15 protein-coding genes are annotated in these 17,096 nt (G+C 71.5%); 6 read left to right on the top strand and 9 right to left on the bottom strand.

What is annotated here, in order from left to right; genetic code table 11:
- Positions 1–19 precede the first annotated feature (19 nt).
- Positions 20–3,001, bottom strand: a complete 2,982-nt coding sequence (locus tag BLU27_RS05205; protein WP_092651048.1) for an FAD-binding and (Fe-S)-binding domain-containing protein — start codon at positions 2,999–3,001, stop codon at positions 20–22.
- 134 nt (positions 3,002–3,135) lie between these two features.
- Here BLU27_RS05205 and BLU27_RS05200 point away from each other — a divergent pair, with 134 nt between their 5' ends.
- Positions 3,136–4,173 carry an ornithine cyclodeaminase family protein gene (locus BLU27_RS05200; RefSeq protein ID WP_092651046.1) on the top strand — a complete coding sequence of 346 codons (1,038 nt, stop codon included), beginning with the start codon at positions 3,136–3,138 and terminating at the stop codon, positions 4,171–4,173.
- A 14-nt stretch (positions 4,174–4,187) separates the two neighbouring features.
- Here BLU27_RS05200 and BLU27_RS31115 read toward each other — a convergent pair whose 3' ends face one another.
- Both BLU27_RS31115 and BLU27_RS05190 read right to left on the bottom strand, forming a co-directional pair.
- A complete protein-coding gene (locus BLU27_RS31115) occupies positions 4,188–4,463 on the bottom strand; it encodes an AraC family ligand binding domain-containing protein (protein WP_197681877.1) in 276 nt (91 codons plus the stop codon).
- Positions 4,464–4,560: 97 nt separating this feature from the next.
- A complete protein-coding gene (locus BLU27_RS05190) occupies positions 4,561–4,932 on the bottom strand; it encodes a DUF4267 domain-containing protein (protein ID WP_092651044.1) in 372 nt (123 codons plus the stop codon).
- Positions 4,933–5,019: 87 nt separating this feature from the next.
- On the opposite strand from BLU27_RS05190, the gene BLU27_RS05185 reads away from it, so the two are divergent.
- Positions 5,020–5,592 (top strand): TetR/AcrR family transcriptional regulator, encoded by a 573-nt coding sequence (locus BLU27_RS05185; protein ID WP_092651042.1) that lies wholly within the window; start codon positions 5,020–5,022, stop codon positions 5,590–5,592.
- A 12-nt stretch (positions 5,593–5,604) separates the two neighbouring features.
- Here the strand turns inward: BLU27_RS05185 and BLU27_RS05180 are convergent, their stop codons facing one another.
- The 4 genes from BLU27_RS05180 to BLU27_RS05165 all read right to left on the bottom strand — a co-directional run bounded on the left by BLU27_RS05180 (position 5,605) and on the right by BLU27_RS05165 (position 11,152).
- Entirely contained in the window at positions 5,605–6,159 is a 555-nt protein-coding gene (locus BLU27_RS05180) for a YciI family protein (RefSeq protein WP_092651040.1), read from the bottom strand.
- 37 nt (positions 6,160–6,196) lie between these two features.
- The gene (locus BLU27_RS05175; RefSeq protein ID WP_092651038.1) at positions 6,197–7,855 is read right to left on the bottom strand and encodes an HNH endonuclease signature motif containing protein; all 1,659 of its coding nucleotides are present in this window, start codon (positions 7,853–7,855) and stop codon (positions 6,197–6,199) included.
- Positions 7,856–7,937: 82 nt separating this feature from the next.
- Positions 7,938–10,166, bottom strand: coding sequence for an anthranilate synthase component I (locus BLU27_RS05170; protein WP_092651036.1), 2,229 nt, complete (start codon positions 10,164–10,166; stop codon positions 7,938–7,940).
- Positions 10,167–10,459: 293 nt separating this feature from the next.
- A complete protein-coding gene (locus tag BLU27_RS05165) occupies positions 10,460–11,152 on the bottom strand; it encodes a winged helix-turn-helix domain-containing protein (RefSeq protein ID WP_092651034.1) in 693 nt (230 codons plus the stop codon).
- A 65-nt stretch (positions 11,153–11,217) separates the two neighbouring features.
- On the opposite strand from BLU27_RS05165, the gene BLU27_RS05160 reads away from it, so the two are divergent.
- Positions 11,218–11,844: a flavin reductase family protein gene (locus tag BLU27_RS05160; RefSeq protein WP_241827789.1), complete on the top strand. Its 627-nt coding sequence runs from the start codon at positions 11,218–11,220 to the stop codon at positions 11,842–11,844.
- On the opposite strand, the gene BLU27_RS05155 is transcribed toward BLU27_RS05160, so the two are convergent.
- Both BLU27_RS05155 and BLU27_RS05150 read right to left on the bottom strand, forming a co-directional pair.
- Entirely contained in the window at positions 11,828–12,724 is an 897-nt protein-coding gene (locus tag BLU27_RS05155; protein WP_092651032.1) for a carbohydrate kinase family protein, read from the bottom strand. The genes BLU27_RS05160 and BLU27_RS05155 overlap by 17 nt on opposite strands.
- Complete coding sequence (locus BLU27_RS05150; protein WP_157728245.1) at positions 12,721–13,620, bottom strand: hypothetical protein; 900 nt, start codon at positions 13,618–13,620, stop codon at positions 12,721–12,723. The genes BLU27_RS05155 and BLU27_RS05150 overlap by 4 nt, the downstream gene beginning before the upstream one ends.
- Positions 13,621–14,060: 440 nt before the next feature.
- Between BLU27_RS05150 and BLU27_RS05145 the strand changes: the two genes are divergently transcribed.
- The 3 genes from BLU27_RS05145 (at position 14,061) to BLU27_RS05135 (ending at position 17,080) form a co-directional block, all read left to right on the top strand.
- Positions 14,061–14,840: a phytanoyl-CoA dioxygenase family protein gene (locus tag BLU27_RS05145; protein WP_092651029.1), complete on the top strand. Its 780-nt coding sequence runs from the start codon at positions 14,061–14,063 to the stop codon at positions 14,838–14,840.
- The gene (locus BLU27_RS05140; RefSeq protein ID WP_092651027.1) at positions 14,837–15,826 is read left to right on the top strand and encodes an AraC family transcriptional regulator; all 990 of its coding nucleotides are present in this window, start codon (positions 14,837–14,839) and stop codon (positions 15,824–15,826) included. Before BLU27_RS05145 ends, BLU27_RS05140 begins: the two co-directional genes overlap by 4 nt.
- A 120-nt stretch (positions 15,827–15,946) precedes the next feature.
- Positions 15,947–17,080 (top strand): LacI family DNA-binding transcriptional regulator, encoded by a 1,134-nt coding sequence (locus tag BLU27_RS05135; protein WP_241827788.1) that lies wholly within the window; start codon positions 15,947–15,949, stop codon positions 17,078–17,080.
- Positions 17,081–17,096 lie beyond the last annotated feature (16 nt).

The raw sequence follows: 17,096 nt of genomic DNA, 5'->3' as shown, positions 1-17,096 counted from the left end.
GTCGGGCCCCGGCGCTGACTCAGCCGCGAGGGGCGGACGGATCCGCCTCGCCGGAGGCGGCGGAGCCGACGCCGAGGGCGCGGGCGGCCAGCTGGGCGAGGTGGGCGGGTTCGCGTTCGCCTGCCTGGCGTACCTGCGTACGACAGCTGAACCCGTCGGCGAGCATCACCACGTCGGAGTCGGCCGCCCGCACCGCCGGTAGGAGCTTGCGTTCGGCGCAGTCCATCGACACCTCGTAGTGGCCCTTCTCGAAGCCGAAGTTGCCGGCCAGGCCGCAGCATCCGGAGTCGAGCACCTCCGCCTCCACACCGAGCGCGCCGAGCACCTTCCGGTCCGCGACGAAGCCGAGTTCGGCGTGCTGGTGGCAGTGCACCTGCACGAGCGCCCGCTGGCCCGGCCGGCGTACGTCGAGCTGGTCGGCGTGCTCGGCCAGCACCTCGGCGAGCGTGCGCGTCCGGTCCTTGAGCGTGGCCGCGGCCGGCTCGTCGGGCAGCAGGTCGGTGAGCTCGCCGCGGAACAACGCCGTGCAGCTCGGCTCCAGCCCCACGACCGGGATGCCGGCGTCAAGCCAGGGTTGCAGCGTGCGCAGAGTGCGGCGCAACACCCGCTTGGCGGTGCCCAGCTGGCCGGTCGACACCCAGGTGAGTCCGCAGCACACCGGCTTGTCCGGGATCTCCACCCGGTAGCCCAGCGACTCCAGCACCGCCACCGCGTCCATGCCGAGGTCGGGGTCGAACGCGTTGGTGAAGGAGTCCGGCCACAGCAGCACCCGCGGCGCGTCCGCCGGCAGCGCAGGCGCCGGACGGGACCGGAAGCGGCGTACGAACGTCGTCGGCGCGAGCTCCGGGATGGTGCGTTCGGGAGCGATGCCGCCGAGCCGCTTGGCCAGCGCGGCCAGCGGCCGGACCTTCGTCGCCGCGTTGGCCAGCCGGGCGAACGGTGCGGCCAGCCGCAGCCACAGCGGCAGGAAGCCCATCGAATAGTGCGAAGCCGGTCGCACGCGTCCCTTGTAGTGCTGGCTGAGGAACTCCGCCTTGTAGCTCGCCATGTCCACGTTGACCGGGCAGTCGGTCTTGCAGCCCTTGCAGGACAGGCACAGGTCCAGCGCCTCGCGTACCTCTTCCGAACGCCAGCCGTCCTTGACCACCTCACCGTTGGCCATCTCGAACAGCAGCCGCGCCCGGCCACGCGTGGAGTGTTTCTCCTCCCGGGTGGCGCGGTAGCTCGGGCACATCACGCCGCCGTCGGCGGACAGGCACTTGCCCACGCCCATGCAGCGCCGGGTCGCCCCGAAGAAGCCGTCCTCGTCGTGGGAGAACGCCAGCGTCGTGTCCGCCCGGATGGTGGGCGGTGCGACGAACACCCGCAGATCCTCGTCCAGCTTGGCGGGCGAAACGATCCGCCTGGGGTTCATCAGGCCGGCCGGGTCCCATGCGGACCGGAACTTCTCGAACGCATCCAGGATCGCGGGCGGATACATCCGGTCGAGGAGTTCGGCCCGGGCCTGCCCGTCGCCGTGCTCGCCGGACAGCGAGCCGCCGTGGGAGGTCACCAGGTCGGCCGCCTCCTCCATGAACCGCCGGAACCCTGCCACGCCCTCCTTCGAGAGCAGGTCGAAGTCGATCCGGACGTGGATGCAGCCGTCGCCGAAGTGACCGTAGTAGATGCCCTGGCGCCCGTGCTCGGCGAGCAGAGCGTCGAAGCCGCGCAGGTAGCCGCCGAGCCGTTGCGGTGGGACCGCCGCGTCCTCCCAGCCGGGGTACGCCTCACTGCCGTCCGGCAGCCGGGTGGTGCTGCCGGCGCCGTCCTCGCGTACCCGCCACAGCGCCTTCATCCGGCCGGAATCGCTCACCACCACGCTGGTCGCGCCGTGGCCGGCCATCACCCGGGCCACCTCCCGGCCGCGAGCCTCGGCCTCGGCGACCGACTCGCCGCCGGTCTCGACGTACAGCCACGCGCCTCCGTCCGGCAGCGCCTCCAGGGCGGGGTTGGACGGGTTGCGGGCGCGCACGATGGCGACGATCTTCGAGTCGACGCTCTCGATGGTGAGCGGGCGCAGATCTAGCAGCGGTACGACGTTGTCGGCGGCCACGAACTGGTCCGGAAACCCCAGCACCGTCAGCGCCCGCACCGGCGGCGACTCGACCAGGTCCACCTCGGCCTCGAGTAGAGTCGCGCAGGTGCCCTCGGTGCCGACCAGCGCCCTGCCGAGGTGGAAGCCCTGCTCGGGCAGGAGCTGGTCGAGGTTGTAGCCGGAGACCCGGCGGGTCAGGTCGGGGAACTCGGTACGCACGAGGTCGCCGTAGGTGTCCCGTACCGCGCGCAGGTCGCGATGGAGGCGGCCCACCCGGCCCGGGTCGGCGCACAGGCGGGTCAGCTCGTCCTCGCTGGTGGGGCCGGCGGTGAGCCGGGTGCCGTCGGCGAGTACGACGTCGAGCTCGGCCACGTTGTCGACCGTCTTGCCCCAGGCCACCGAGTGCGAGCCGCAGGCGTTGTTGCCGATCATGCCGCCGAGCGTGCAGCGGTTGTGGGTGGACGGATCCGGTCCGAACGTCAGGCCGTACGGCGCCGCCGCCTTCCGCAGGTCGTCCAGCACCACACCGGGCTGCACCCGGGCCCGCCGCCGGTCCGGGTCGACGGAGACGATCGCGTCGAGGTGCCGGCTGAAGTCCATGACCACCGCGGTGTTGACCGCCTGACCGGCGATGCTGGTACCTGCGCCGCGCGGAAGCAGCGGCACGCCAAGCCGGTGGCACACGTCGACGGTGGCGAGTACGTCGTCCACGTCGACCGGCTGTACGACGCCGACCGGAATGTGGCGGTAGTTGGAGGCGTCGACGGAGAACATCGCGCGGGAGCCGGCGTCGAACCGGACCGCGCCGCGGACGACCTTCGCGAGTTCGCGGCGTACCGACTCGGCCAGGTCGGTGCCGGTGCCGCCGGCGCCCGCCGACCTCGGCCGCTGTGCCGTGCTGTTCTGGGTCTGGGCGGAACTCTGCACGGTCCGAGCCTTCCACGCGCTGTCCCGCCGGTCGCGACGAGGGGTGGGGCTCGGCCGGGCGCTTCGGGTCGCGGCGCCGGTTTGGTACTGGTTCGGGTGGTGGTTCCGGTCAGCTCCTGTGGTGCACTTGGCCGGTGACGTTGCTGCTCGGCCGCTCCGACCTGGAGCGTGTGCTCGACGTGCCCACCTGCCTGGACGCGCTGCGGCACGGGTTCGCGACGGTGGGGTCCGGTGAGGGCGGGTCCGGTGAGGGCGGGTCCGGTGAGGGCGGGTCCGGTGAGGGCGGGTCCGGGGAGCAGGACATCTCTGCGCGCAGGGTGCGGACCGACCTACCCGGGCCGGGCACGGCGACCGCGTTGATGCCGGGCCTCGTGCCCGGCGTTCCGGCGTACACCGTGAAGGTCAACGCGAAGTTCCCCGGTGCACGGCCCGCCCTGCGCGGCCTGGTGTGCCTGCACGACCTCGGCTCCGGCGAGTTGCTGGCCGTCCTGGACTCCGCGACCGTCACCGCGTGGCGAACCGGACTGGCGGCCGCGCTGGGTACGCACCTGTTGGCCCGGCCGGAGGTCGCCCGGGTTGGCGTGGTCGGCGCCGGTGCGCAGGCCGACCTCGTGGTCCGCGGGCTGTCCGTTCTGCGAACCGTGCGCGGCCTGGCCGTGCACGACGTGGATCCGGATCGGGCCCGCGCTTTCGGTGAGGCACATGTTCGGAGGGGAACCGGGGACGGCGCGGCGGTGGAGGTCGTGGTCGCGGCCGACCCCGCCGAGGTGGCCCGGCGGTGCGGCATCGTCGTGCTCGCCACCTGGGCGCGGTCGCCGCTGCTGTCGCGGGCCGACGTGCCGTCCGGGACGCACCTCAGCTCGCTCGGTGCCGACGAACCGGGCAAGGCGGAGTTGACGGCGGACCTGTTACGGCATGCCCGGGTGTTCGTGGACGACGTGGACCTCGCGGTCGCTGCCGGCGCGCTGGGCAACGTCGGGCTCGGCCCCGACGAAGCCGCCGGAACCCTCGGCGAGGTGCTGACCGGACGCGTTGCCGGTCGATCGGCGCCGGAGCAGGTCACGGTGTACGCGCCGGTCGGCCTGCCGTGGCAGGACCTCGCGTTGAGCTGGCTGGCCTACGACGCAGCGCGCGCCTCGGGACTCGGCACGTCGTACGACTGGCTTGCCTGACCGGGTCCCGCGAATCAAGAGCGCCCGGATCTGGCGTCCTCCCAGCTCGCGCTGGTTGCGAAGTAGGTGTCGTAGAGCTCCTGGACCTCCAGCAGACTCTCCGGTGGCACCTTCCCGTAGGCGATGCGCTCGAGGTGGCGGAAGTACTCGAACCGCTCGACCCCAGGGGTGATGACGATGAGGATGTCGGCGTCCGCTCCCGGCGCGGCGGCGAAGGCATGTGGAAGACCGGGCGGTACGACGACCAGGTCGCCGCGGTCGGCGGTGACGACCTGCTCACCGCAGAGCAGTTGGGCGACATGCGCGTGGTCCTTTCAGAACGTCAGGGAGTCTGGCGGGGTTTCGAGCAGTGCGGAAAACCTTGTGGGGTTCGAGGATCGCAGGCACTCAGACCGCGAACAGGAGCGCCGCGCTGACGAGGACGACCACGGCCGTGGCGAGGTGGACGCCGAACGCGATTGCCCGACTTCCGCCGTGGCGGAGCACGATCAGCATGTCTCCGATCGGCGCGATGGCGACCACCAGCATGAACCACGCCTCGGCCTGCGCACCCACGAACGCGAGCAGCGCGAGGCCAACGAGGCCGAAGGTTCCGTCGCGCAGCCCCTTGATGGTGAGGTACGCCGGATCGCCGTCCTGTTTGGCCGGGACGCCGTAACCGGCCGCCGCCGCGCGAGGCACCAGGAGGAACCGCGCGCCGATGAAGACGACAAACAGGTCGAGAACGATGGCGAGCCCGTAGGCGAGGTAGGTGAGCATGGCGACTTCCTTCTGCTAGCGCCGCTAGATTTCAGAGTGACGCTAACATGCCAGCGGCAGGATTGCTAGCGGTGCTAGCCTTCGGGTATGCCGATCCAGGAGCGCCGGGAACGCGAGCGGGCCGAGCGGGAACGCCTGATCGTCACGGCCGCGCGTGAGTTGGCCGAGTCCGAGGGCTGGGACGCGGTGACCACTCGGCGGCTCGCCGACGAGATCGAGTACAGCCAGCCCGTCCTCTACAGCCATTTCAAGGGAAAGAACGCCATCATGGCCGCGGTGGCGGTGGAGGGCTTCGCCGAGCTGGCGGCCGAGCTTCGCGCCGCTCGTACGTCGGCGCCGAGTCCGCGGGATGCCCTCGCTGACGTCGCCGCCGCGTACGCCGCCTTCGCCGAACGTCGCCCCGCGCTGTACGACGCGATGTTCACCCTCCCTGTCGACCTGCCGTTCGCCAGCCCCAAGTCGCCGCCTCCCCTGCAGGAGGGCTTCGCCGAACTCCGCGAGACCTTGCGGCCACTCGCGGGCGAGGAGAGTCCGGACGTGTTGACCGAGACCTTCTGGAGCGCACTGCACGGGCTGGTCACCCTGATGCGCAACGGCCGGCTACGTGCTGAGGATCACGACATCCGGATGGCCGCCCTGATCAGCCGGTTCTCCGGGTAGGGCCGGGGCTGCTCACGCTGTGCCGACCGGCCTGCCGCCGAAGCGCCAGGGACGTACCTCGGTGTGGACGCCGCTCTGGGCGGGGAGCAGGGCTCCCGCGGCTTGGGGGTTCGGTGCCTCCACGGCCGCCGCCCGGCCGAGCCGGGTCTCGCCGTCCAGAGTCGACAGCCCGCCGTACACGATCAGCTGTGGCGAGGTGATCGGCGCCGGCTCGGAGGCGTCCATGGCGATCAGGAGATACCGGGCGTAGCCCTTGGTGGCGCCGGTGAAGTCCCACATCGTGCGTCCGAGGACGTTGTCGAACCGGCACAGCAGGACCGACTCGAAGGCCCCCGCGCGAAAGTACGGCTCCTCGTACGCGAAGTCGCGGGCAGCCCTTGCGTCCGGGAGGTCCACGATGTGCAGGCTGCCCGTGGACTCCGCCTCGTCGTCGTGGCCGGTCAGTGTGGGGCCACGGGCGATCAGCCGATCGGCGTACCGATCCATGAAATCCCAGTGCTCGTTGCTCAGACGGACCTTGAGCGGGTACGCGCCCGGGCGGTCACGGCCGTAGACGAAGTACTGCACGGTCGCTCAGCCTAGATTGCTGTGCGGCCTGGGCACTTCAGGGGCGGAGGACGCGTCGCTGCGGGTCGGACCATTCCGGGGGTGTGTATTCGGGGTGGCCGTGGGTGCCCATGCGGACTTGCCAGCCTTTGTGGTGGACGGTGACGTGGTGGTGGCGGCACAGGAGTACGCCGTTGGCGAGGTCTGTCGGGCCGCCGTGGTCCCAGGCGGTCATGTGGTGGGTGACGCAGCGTGGTTCGGGGATCTGGCAGCCGGGGAAGTTGCAGTGGTGTCCGTCGCGGATGGCCAGTGCACGGCGTTGGTGTTCTTTGAAGAAACGGTCGGAGCGGCCGAGGTCGAGCACCTGCCCGTCCCCGCCGAGTACGACGGGGATCAGGTCGGCCTCGCAGGCGAGCCGGCGCACGGTGGCGACCGAGATGGGTTTGCCGTCGACACCGAGGTAGCGGGCTGACCCGCCACCTCCGCACGTCGGGCACCCGTCGTGCGGGTCGATGGCAGTCCCCGGGCCCGCAGCACCCTTCTCGGGTTCGGCGTCACTCTCCGGATCCCCGATATCTGATTGTGGGTGCTGGCCGGGTTCTCGCGGTGGTGGTATCCCGTCCGCGAGCGCGCCGGTGCCGGACGATGGTCGTTTCTCCTTACCTACTTGGCCTTCCTCCTGACCTCCGGCTTCCGTTGATGTCGGCTCTTCGGTGTTGGCGGGCTTCTTGGTGCTCTGTTTGGCGTACCTGGGGTCTGTGCAGGGGCAGGTGCAGGGCCTGGGACGGATCACGGTGGCGGTGTCGTCGACCGTCCCTGCACCGGTGCCCTTCAGGAGGGTGTCGAGTGGGATGGTGACCGCGACCTGTGGTGGTCTGCCGCCACGGACGGGCGCTTTCGCCGCAGCGGCGAGCAGGCTCAACAACTCCGCGAACGCGTCGCCGCGGCGCTGGTCGATGGGCCGCCTGTCTGGGTCTGCTCCCTTGACGGGTTCGGCGAGGGGTTCGATGAGTTTGCGGAGCAGTTCCATCTCCCACGCCGGCAACGTGATGTGCACCGACTCCGACTGCTGGACCCCGTTCGGGGAGTAGCGCAGGGAGCGTTTCTGTTCGGCTGTGCGGTCCTTCCTGGCAAGTTCCTCGCCCAGTTGCCGGTAGTACTCCTCCGGCGCGACCCGTTCCAGAAGCTTCGTACCCAGCACCCGCAGCTCGTCGGGGTTGTGGAACCGGGCCTTGCCGATCAGGAACCCCTCCGCCTCGACCCGTTCCTCCGGACCCACGTAGTCGGGGAGCTTCTTGACCGCATCGGCGATGACCTGCGCCTGCCGCACCGACACCGCACCCCGAGCCAACGCCTCCCCGGTCGACGGCACCTCCCTGTCCAGGTCGCGGGCCAACCCCACCACAGCCGAGGACTCGTGCTTGCTCATCCGCAGGGCCGTCCGCAAATACACCGCCGCGTTAGGCGCACCGGTGATCTTGCCGACGTCGCAGGCCTCGGCCTGGCGGACGACCTTCAGCTGGGCCGCCTGCAGCCGGGCGATCTCCCTACCCAGTACCTCCAGCGCCTGACCGGCCTGCTCCTCGGTCAGCGACGCCACAGACGTCGACAACACCACGTCGTTGGCAGCGGCCAGCAACTCCAGGGCAGCCAGCAACGGATGCGGCGGCCTACCGCCACCCCCAACACCGGAAGACACCTGGAACCTCGAAGACATGTTCGAACCCTACCGGCCACCACCGACAACAACCCCCTCGTCCACAGGCGCGATTTCCCTTACAGGAAAGGGGGGTTCCCGCCTAGGCGGGTCCGACTCCCAGTGGGCGGCGGTCCGAGGAACGAGCCAGACGCAGAACGTTCGCCACCAGTTGATGGCCCGCGCGTCCGGTCGCGCTGAGAATCGACTCCGGGTGGAACTGCACCGCCCAGCGTCGTCGAACGTCGTCCGCGATGGCCATCGCGACCTGCGCCCCACCCGGATCGTCGGTGACCGCCACGACTTCGAATCCGGAAACGTTCGCCGGCGACGCGTACAGCGAGTGGTACCTCCCGGCGGTGAACGACGAGCCCAACCCTGCAAGCATTCCTTCGCCCGCGCCGTCGGTCACGACCCGCACCGACCCCGGCTTGCCGTGCGCAGGCCGGGGAAGCAGGTCGAGAGTGCCGCCGGCGTACTCCACCATCGCCTGGAGGCCGAGACACACACCGAACACCGGAAGTCCGCGAGCCTCCACCGCCGCCAGGAGGCGGGTGCAGTCGAAGTCCGCGGGCCGGCCCGGGCCTGGTGACAGCACCACGAGGTCGGGCGCGAGTGAGTCCAGTTGCTCGGCAGGAAAGCCGTACCGCAACGTCACCACGTCCGCGCCGTGCTGGCGGAAGTAGTCGCCGAGCGTGTGGACGAAGGAGTCCTGGTGGTCCACCAGCAGTACGCGCGTGCCGGCACCGACGGCGTCGCCCCCATCGGTCACGGCAGCGGCCGGGCCATCACCGCAGGCCCCACTGCGCGGACCCGGATCCGGCTCGGACATCGTGTCAAGGAGAGCTTGCGCCTTGAGCAGGGTCTCGCGTTCCTCCTCGTCCGGGTCGGAGTCGTACAACAGCGTGGCGCCCGCGCGCACGCTCGCGATGGAGTTCTCGACGTGAGCGGTACGCAGGGTCAGCCCGGTGTTCATCGATCCGTCGAAGCCGACGAACCCGACCGCGCCGCCGTACCAACGCCGGGGCGCGGACTCGGCGTCCTCGATGAACTGCATCGCCCACTGCTTCGGTGCGCCGGTCACGGTGACCGCCCACATGTGGGTCAGGAACGCGTCGAACGCGTCCATGCCCGGCCGCAGTCTGCCCTCGATGTGGTCGACCGTGTGGATCAGCCGACTGTAAAGCTCGACTTGACGACGGCCGATGACCCGTACGCTGCCAGGTACGCACACCCGCGCCTTGTCGTTGCGGTCCACGTCGGTGCACATGGTGAGTTCGCTCTCGTCCTTGGTGGAGTTGAGCAAGGTCGCGATCTGGCCGGCGTCCTCCAGGGCGTCCCGGCCCCGGCGGATCGTCCCCGCGATCGGACAGGTCTCCACCCGGTCGCCGCTCACGCGGACGTACATCTCCGGTGAGGCACCGACGAGGTACTCGCCTTCGCCGAGATTGCAGAAGAACTCGTACGGCGCGGGGTTCTGCGTACGCAGACGTTCGTAGAAGGCGGCCGGCGAGTCGCAGCGACCACTGAGCACGTGGCTCGGAGTCACCTCGAACAGGTCGCCGCGCCGGAAGCGTTCCCGTGCGGTGCGGACGATGCCGGCGTAGCGGCCGGGCTCGGGCGGTGGGGGCACCGGCCGTGCGGCGGCCCGCGGCGTGGGAGTGGTCTGCCGCGCCAGACCGGCCGTGGTCCGTCCGTCCACCTCGAAGTCGTACGCGTACCGCACGCTCGTCTCCCGCTTGCGGTCCACCACGACGAGCTGGTCCGGCAGGTGCAGGACGAGGTCCCGGTGCGGGTCGGTCGTGCGGTCGTGTCGTAGCCGTACCGGCTCGAACTGGAACGCGAGGTCGTAGCCGTACGCGCCGTACAGCCCGAGATGCTGGTCGACCGAGCTGGCGAACGCCGCGACCACCGCGCGCAATGCGGAGAAGACGGTAGACTGCCGGCTGCGCTCCTCCTCGGTGAAGGAACCGGCCGACTCGGGAACGTCGACCGCGAAGCGCGACTTCTCGTCGAGGACGACCTCCCCGGTGCCGGCCATCGCGCTGGCCACCACGGGCAGCAGGACGATGCCGCGTTCGTTGAGTGCGCGCGCCTCGATCCGCCGGGCGTACGCGACGAGTTCGATCGGCGGGTCGACGTAGCCGAGGTGCCAACGGCTGTAGCGGCCCGGATAGTCGACGCCGGACGACAGCACCGCGCCACGGCGGTTGTCGAGGTCGGCGACCAGCTCGGTGAGGACGCTCTCCTCGACGGGAGTGTCGGTACGGGTGACCGCCACGCCGCCGGCGGTGACGTATGCGGTCGTGGCGGGCTTGGGTGTTTCGAGCACGTCGGTCGGCCTCTCGGGAGGGCCCGCACCGGTGGCTCTGTGTCCGCGTACTACGTGCCGGACAACGAGAAACGACCGCCGGTGAGGGCGGTCGTCGCTTGCGAATGCGTCAGGATGCGCAGGTCGGGGCGGCCGCCGGAAGGGGGCGCCACCACCACTGCAGCACGTGACTTTGCATGCGCGGCAGCCTAACCCATCTTCGCGCTCGCAGGTAGGGAGACAGGTGGGAGAAACAGGTGGGGGAAACGGCGTGGACCGGCCGGGCGGGTGATCACGTGGTCACCCGCGCGCGGTCAGGCGACCTCGGGCAGCGGCGCCATGCCGAACGTCGTACGCAACCCGTCCTTGCCTGCCTCGGTAACCCGGACTCCGCGTCCGCTGCCCACCCGGGTGAGCCACTCCAACGCGAACAGCCGCTCGGTCAGGGCGGCGCCCACCGCGCCGGCGAGGTGGCTGCGGCGTTCGGTCCAGTCCAGACAGTCGCGGACGAGCGGGCGGCGCCCGCGGGCCAGGTCGGCCACGTCGACGCCGAACTCGGTGAGGGCGTCCCGGCCCACCGGGGTGAGCGCCGGATCGTCGGTGACGATGCCGCGGGCACGCAGTGCGTCGGCCAGTGCGACGCCGGCTCGTCCGGCGAGGTGGTCGTAGCAGGTACGCCCGGCGGCGAGCGCCCGGCCGCGGGAGGCGGCACGCAGGCTGGTGACCGGCGTCGGCGGCGCGATCTGCAGGAGGGGCTCGATCGCCTCGGCGATCTCGGTGCCGGCCAGCCGGAAGTACCGGTGCCTGCCCTGCGTCACGACCGTCGTCAGGCCACCGGTGAGCAGCCGGGCGAGGTGTTCGCTGGCGGTCGACGGGGCGATCTCGGCGGCCCGGGCGAGCTCGCCGGCGGTCCAGGCTCGCCCGTCGAACATCGCCAGGAGCATGGCCGCGCGGCTGCGGTCGGCGAGCAGGCCGGCGATCCGGGCGAGGTCCACTTCGGCGGGCATGCCGCCACCGTACCCACGACACGTTTCGGGCCGGCCCGAACAGACCCGGCCCTAGCGTCCCTGCCATGTCCGTCCAGTCGACCCAGCTCGCAATGTCCGCCCACCGGACGATCACGCCCTCGGTTCTGTACTTCGGCACTCCCGTCGTCCTGGTCACCACGACCAACCCGGACGGATCGGCCAACATCACGCCGATGTCGTCGGCGTGGTCACTCGGCTCCACCGTCGTCCTCGGTCTGAGCGACACCGGTCAGGCGGTCCCCAACCTCGAACGCGAACGCGAGTGCGTCCTCAACCTCCCCTCGGCGGACCTGTGGGAAAGCGTGGAACGGCTGGCTCCGCTGACCGGCCGCCACCCGGTCCCGGACGCGAAGGCCGACCGATACCGCCACGAGCCGGACAAGTTCGGCGCCTCCGGGCTGACCCCGCTCCCGGCCGAGACGGTCCGCCCGCCGCGCGTCGCCGAATGCCCGCTGCACCTGGAGGCCGAGGTCGTCTCGATCAGGCCGGGGACCGAGGGCGGCTTCCGGATCGTGGAGACGCTCGTCCGCCGGGTGCATGCCGCCGACGACATCACCGTCCCGGGGACGAATCACGTGGACACCAGGCGGTGGCACCCGCTGCTGTACGTGTTCCGGCACTACTTCGGTGCGGGGCCGCGGCTCGGACGGACCTTCAAGGCCGAGACGTGAGGAAACTCGTCAGTTCGTCGTGGGTGGGGATGCCCGAACGCCCGTCGATCGCCCGGCAGGCCAGGGCCGCCGCGCCGTTGGCGTACCGTACGGCGTCCGGCAGGTCCAGCCCGCGGTCGACGGCGAGCAGCAACGCACCGTGGAACACGTCGCCTGCTCCCAGCGTGCTCACCACCTCGACGGCGAATCCGGGCACGTGCACCGGCGGACCGCTCGCGGGCAGCAGGTGTGCGCCCCCGGCACCGGCGGTGGCGACCACGAGGCCGGCACCGTCGGCCCGGGCGTGTTCCAGCAGCGCGTCCACCGGCTGGTCGCCGTACGTCAGTCGAAGACGGTCGACCGTCGGGCCGTAGAGATCCACGCCGCGCGGGTGGAAGCCCGGGATCGGGTTGCCCGCGTCCACCGAGATCCTCGGCCGCCCGGAGCCGTCCGAGCCTTGGATCAGCACGTCCCGGGTCGCCGGCCAGCCCAGGTGGTCCAGGTGCACCCATGCGGCTCCCGCCACGAGGTCCCGTGCGCGCGGGCCCAGCTCGAACGCCGGCAGCGGCCGGGTGCAGATGGCGCGCGTACCCGACGAGCGGTCGACGAGGACAACGCTCGCGCCGCCGGCACCGGCGGGGACGGGAACGACTCCGGACACGTCGACGCCCTCGCGGGTCAGGTCGGCGACGATGCGCTCGCCGGTCGGGTCCTCGGCGATCGGCCCGACGAACGCGACGTCCCCGCCGAGCCGGGCGGCGGCCACCGCGGCGGTGGCGGAGTTGCCGCCGCCCGCGTGGACCAGCGCCTCGGCCAGCAGCCGCTGGTCGGGCCCCGGGAGGTGGGGTACGACCGCGATCGCGTCGTCGTTCACCGAACCGACGAAGACCAGCCTGCTCATGCGTCCGTCCAGGGGCGGGCGTTCGCGGACACGATCGCGGCGAGTTCGCGGAGGTACGGCACGGACTCCTCGCGCAGCAGCCGCGTCCTGTCCGCCGCCGGCAGCGCGTTCGTCCACAGGGCACGGCCGGCGAGCATCCCGGAGGCGCCGCCTCGGCAGCACGCCGCCACCGCGGCCGGGAAATCGGCGCGCTCGACGTGGGAGGACAGCACCACCCAGGGGCAGCCGATGGAGCCGGTGAGCTCGGCCGCGGCCGCGGTGATCCGGTCGGCGTCGCCGCGGCCGAAGTACGGAACCTCCGCCTTGTACAGGGAGGGTTCGGCCACGCCCAGCTCCCGCGCGCACCGCAGCAGCGTCGCCTCCCGGTCGAAGGTGCCGCTCGCCTGCTGCTCCTCCGTCGGGCGTACGACACCCTCGACGATGCTGGGCATCCCCGCGTCCCGGCACGCGGCGACGAACCGGGCCGCGTCGGCCACGCGTTCGTCGGAGCGTCCGTCCTCGCGCCACACGATCAGCAACTTCGCGGCGACCACTCCCTGCGCGGCGTACCCCGGCAGGTCCAGTGTCTCGTCGAACACCGCGTCTCCGACCACCTCACCGGGTCGGCTCGACAACCGGTCGGCGGCGACGATCCGCCCGGTGTCCGGTCCTGGCGACGGACTGCCGGCGAGGATCTCCGCGCCGAACTCCGGGTCGGCGAGGAACCCGGACGCCTCCGGGCCCAGGGTGACCGCCACGTCCTGTTTGAACTCGCGTAGTTCCTTGTCCGGCACCGCGTCCGGGGTGCGGCCGGACGTCTGGGCGAGCATGCCGCGCAGCGACTCCCGCTGGTCCATGGCGACCATCACGAACGTTCCGTCGGGGCGGGCGAGCCCGCGCAGGCCGGGATCCGGCATCGGTGCCTCACAGTCCTGGGATCGTTCCCCCATGGTCGTTCGGGCAGCTCGTTCTCGGGCGATCATGCCAGGCCTGGTTTCACCGGCTGTCGGGATGTGCTGGACATGATTCAGTTCGCCCTCGAACAATGCGGCGGCCACCACGTAGACGCCCTTGCCGTCACCAGACTCGGCAAAGGACTCGTCGGCCCAGGCGTCTTGGGGGTGCACACCGGGAGGCTGGAGATACCCACCGACATCGCGCTGACACGCTCTGCTCTCCCCGACGCTTTGATCGGGTGGTGTGCGACCCGTCCGGGACCGGCGGGCGGGCCGCGGCGTGTCCGGTTTTTCAACAAGGATGTCCGTCCAGGCCCTGCGGACGCCGAGCGCGTGACGCCTACCGTCGGACGCGTCGCAGATGCGTACGTACTCCCACCCGAACCGCAGGAGGAACCCCCATGGTGGACGAGCCCCAGCTCGCGTCCTACGCCGCCGCGTACGCCGAAAACGGCTACGTGCTCGTCAAGGGCCTGCTCGACAGGGCGGAGGCGCGGGCCTACCGCGAGGAGAGCCACGCGCTGATCGAACGCCTGAACCGCGACGCCGACCCCACCTGGGAGAGCGCCCGGCACCTCGGCATGGGGGAGCGCACCGAGCTGAAGCACTGCCACGACGTGCAGTTCCACGCCGCGGCGTTCTCGAAGCTGCTGGTCGACCCGCGCTTCACCGACGTCGCCGCCGCGGTGATGGGTACGCCGAACGTCCAGCTGCACCACACCAAGCTGTTCGTGAAGCCGCCGGAGAAGGGCTCGCCGTTCCCGATGCACCAGGACCACCCGTTCTTCCCGCACGCGAAGCACTCGGTGGGAGCGGCGATCTTCCACTTCGACGACGCCCCGCTGGAGAAGGGCTGCGTACGCGTGGTGCCGGGCAGCCACCGCGACGGCCCACTGGTCCACCAGGCGGAGGGGAGCTGGCACCTGCCGTTCGCTGAATGGCCGCTGGACAAGGCGGTGCCGTGCGAGGCGGAGGCCGGCGACGTGCTGTTCTTCACCTACCTCACGGTGCACGGCTCGGGCGTGAACACGACCTCCGAGGCACGTACGACGCTGCTGGTGCAGTACCGCGACCCGGCCGACCGGCCGACCGAGGACCTGCACACCCACTCGCTCGGCCAGGGCATGATCCTTCGCGGCGTGGACCCGACCTCGCGCGGCACGGCCGCGGCAGCGATGTGAGCGGTCCGCCGGCGAACGGCCGGGCGCTCGCGTCGCTGACCTCCGCGCGCGTCGGTGTGGACGTGGCCGGGCATCGCGCCGAGTTCCTTTACTGGGGCTACTACGAACCGCGCCCGTGGCGTAACTACCTGCACACGCACTCGTTCTTCGAGATCTGTTACGCCTACGCCGGCACGGGCGTCTTCCGGGCCGGTGAGCAGGAGCACGTGGTCGTCCCGGGGACGCTGTTCGTCGCGCGTCCCGGCGACGTGCACGAGATCGTGTCCGACACCGACGACCCGCTGTGCATCCACTTCTGGTCGTACACGCTGGTGCCGGCCCGCACCCGCCGACCCCCGGCGGTCATCCCGGAGCGGAGTGAGGGGCGCGAGGTGCTGGAGCTGTTCGCGGCGCCGGGTACGCGGGCGCTGTCGCAGGCGACGGAGCGGATCCCGGCGGTCCTCGGCCTGCTCGCCGCCGAGGCTGCCGCGCCCGGTCCGGCGTACGAGCAACTGCTGTCGGCGCTGGCCGGCGCCCTGGTGGTGGAGACGGCGCGGGCCGTGGTGGACGAACCCCACCTGCGCCCGCGGCCCACCGCGGACCCGGCCGGCCGCGACGAGCGGACCGTCGCCACGATGGTGCGCTACCTGCAGGACAACTACGACCGGACGGTGTCCGTCCGCGACGTCGCCGCCCAGGTGCACCTGGGTGAGCGGCAGGTAGGCCGGTTGTTCCGGGCCCAGACGGGCACGACGGTGCACGCGTACCTCACCCGGCTCCGGTTGGAGATCGCGGCCCAGCGGCTGCTCGAACACTCCGCCGACGGGGAGTACGCCGCCGTCGCCGAGATCGCCCGGCAGTGCGGCTACCCCGATGTCCGTCACTTCACGACCGCGTTCCGCCGGCACTGGGGAGTTCCGCCGGGCGCCTTCCGGGACGGGGGAGGCACCGCCCAACTGCGCGATCGGCAGGCCACAAAGTCGCCGTCGCCGGTCACCGAACGTTGACGCTCCATCGAGCCGGTGGCTACCGTCCGGTAGTCCATGCCGAGATGTCGGCATTTTTCCGGCTGCGGGGGAACGTGGGAGGGCGTCCACCTGCGGCCACCCGCTCCCTCAGGAGGTTTTGTGCCCCAGTCGCGTCGACGCGCCGATGCCGCCGCGTTGGAGGTCGCCCCGGCCGCCGTCCCGAGCGCCACCGCGCCGGCCGTGCCCACGCCACCGGTCATCCCGGAGGCGCCGGGCCGGGCGACGCTGGCCGACGTCGCCCAGCGGGCAGGGGTGTCCCGCTCGACGGCCTCGCGCGGGCTCACCGGCCGTGGGTACGTCGCGCCGGCCGCCCGCGAACGCATCCAGCTCGCGGCGGAGGAACTCGGTTACGTACCCGACGGCAACGCCCGCAGCCTCAAGGCCCGGCACACCCCCGCCGTCGGCCTGCTGGTGTCCGACCTGCGCAACCGCTTCTACGCCGAGGTCGCCGCGGGGGCGAGTTCGGTGCTGCGGGAACAGGGCTACACGATCGTGTTGGTCGACGACACCGGCAGCGACTCCGAGGAGGTGGCCGCGGCGCGTACGGTGCTCGCGATGCGGGTCGCCGGTGTGCTGGTCACGCCGGTGTCGGCGGCGGCCAGCCGGCTGGTCGCCCGCCACGGCGTACCCCTCGTCGAGATCGACCGGCAGTTCTGCCGGGGTGAGTGCGACGCGGTCCTGGTCGACAACGTCACCGGCGCGCGCGAGCTCACCGAGCACCTGCTCGGGCTCGGCCACCGGCGGATCGCCCTGCTGGTCAACGAGACCGGGTGGACGACCAGCGCGGGCAGGATCAGGGGCTACCACCAGGCCTGGGCGGCCGCGGGCAGGGAGGTGCCGGCCGACGGGGTGGAGGCGGTGGGCTTCGAGCCCGCCCAGATCGAGGGGAAGGTGGGCGAACTGCTGTCGCGCCGGCGCCGGCCGACGGCGGTGTTCGCGGCCAACAACGTCGTGGCGGAGGCGGTCTGGCGGCAGTCGGCCAGGCTGGGCCTGCGCATCCCCGACGACCTGTCGTTCGTGGCGTTCGACGACTCGCCGTGGATGAGCATGGTGAGTCCCGGCATCACCACGGTCGCCCAGCCGTCGGTGGAGCTGGGTGCCCGGGCCGCCCGGCTGCTGCTGAACCGGATGGCCAAACCCGGTCGCCCGCGCACCACCCGGCTGGACTGCCCGCTGATCGTGCGCGGATCCACCGCCCGGCCGGGCCGCCGGCGTACGCCCTCACCGGCGTAGATCCGGCTGATACGTG

It is taken from the genome of Actinopolymorpha singaporensis, from assembly GCF_900104745.1.
Lineage (GTDB): Bacteria > Actinomycetota > Actinomycetes > Propionibacteriales > Actinopolymorphaceae > Actinopolymorpha > Actinopolymorpha singaporensis.
This window is presented reverse-complemented; position numbering and strand designations above follow the sequence as displayed.

Excerpts from the sequence above, each read along its gene's own strand:
- BLU27_RS05190 (WP_092651044.1), bottom strand. The coding sequence starts at position 4,932 with ATGCTCACCTACCTCGCCTACGGGCTCGCCATCGTTCTCGACCTGTTT.
- BLU27_RS05185 (WP_092651042.1), top strand. The coding sequence starts at position 5,020 with ATGCCGATCCAGGAGCGCCGGGAACGCGAGCGGGCCGAGCGGGAACGC.
- BLU27_RS05175 (WP_092651038.1), bottom strand. The coding sequence starts at position 7,855 with ATGTCTTCGAGGTTCCAGGTGTCTTCCGGTGTTGGGGGTGGCGGTAGG.
- BLU27_RS05165 (WP_092651034.1), bottom strand. The coding sequence starts at position 11,152 with ATGCCCGCCGAAGTGGACCTCGCCCGGATCGCCGGCCTGCTCGCCGAC.
- BLU27_RS05160 (WP_241827789.1), top strand. The coding sequence starts at position 11,218 with ATGTCCGTCCAGTCGACCCAGCTCGCAATGTCCGCCCACCGGACGATC.
- BLU27_RS05155 (WP_092651032.1), bottom strand. The coding sequence starts at position 12,724 with ATGAGCAGGCTGGTCTTCGTCGGTTCGGTGAACGACGACGCGATCGCG.
- BLU27_RS05150 (WP_157728245.1), bottom strand. The coding sequence starts at position 13,620 with ATGCCGGATCCCGGCCTGCGCGGGCTCGCCCGCCCCGACGGAACGTTC.
- BLU27_RS05145 (WP_092651029.1), top strand. The coding sequence starts at position 14,061 with ATGGTGGACGAGCCCCAGCTCGCGTCCTACGCCGCCGCGTACGCCGAA.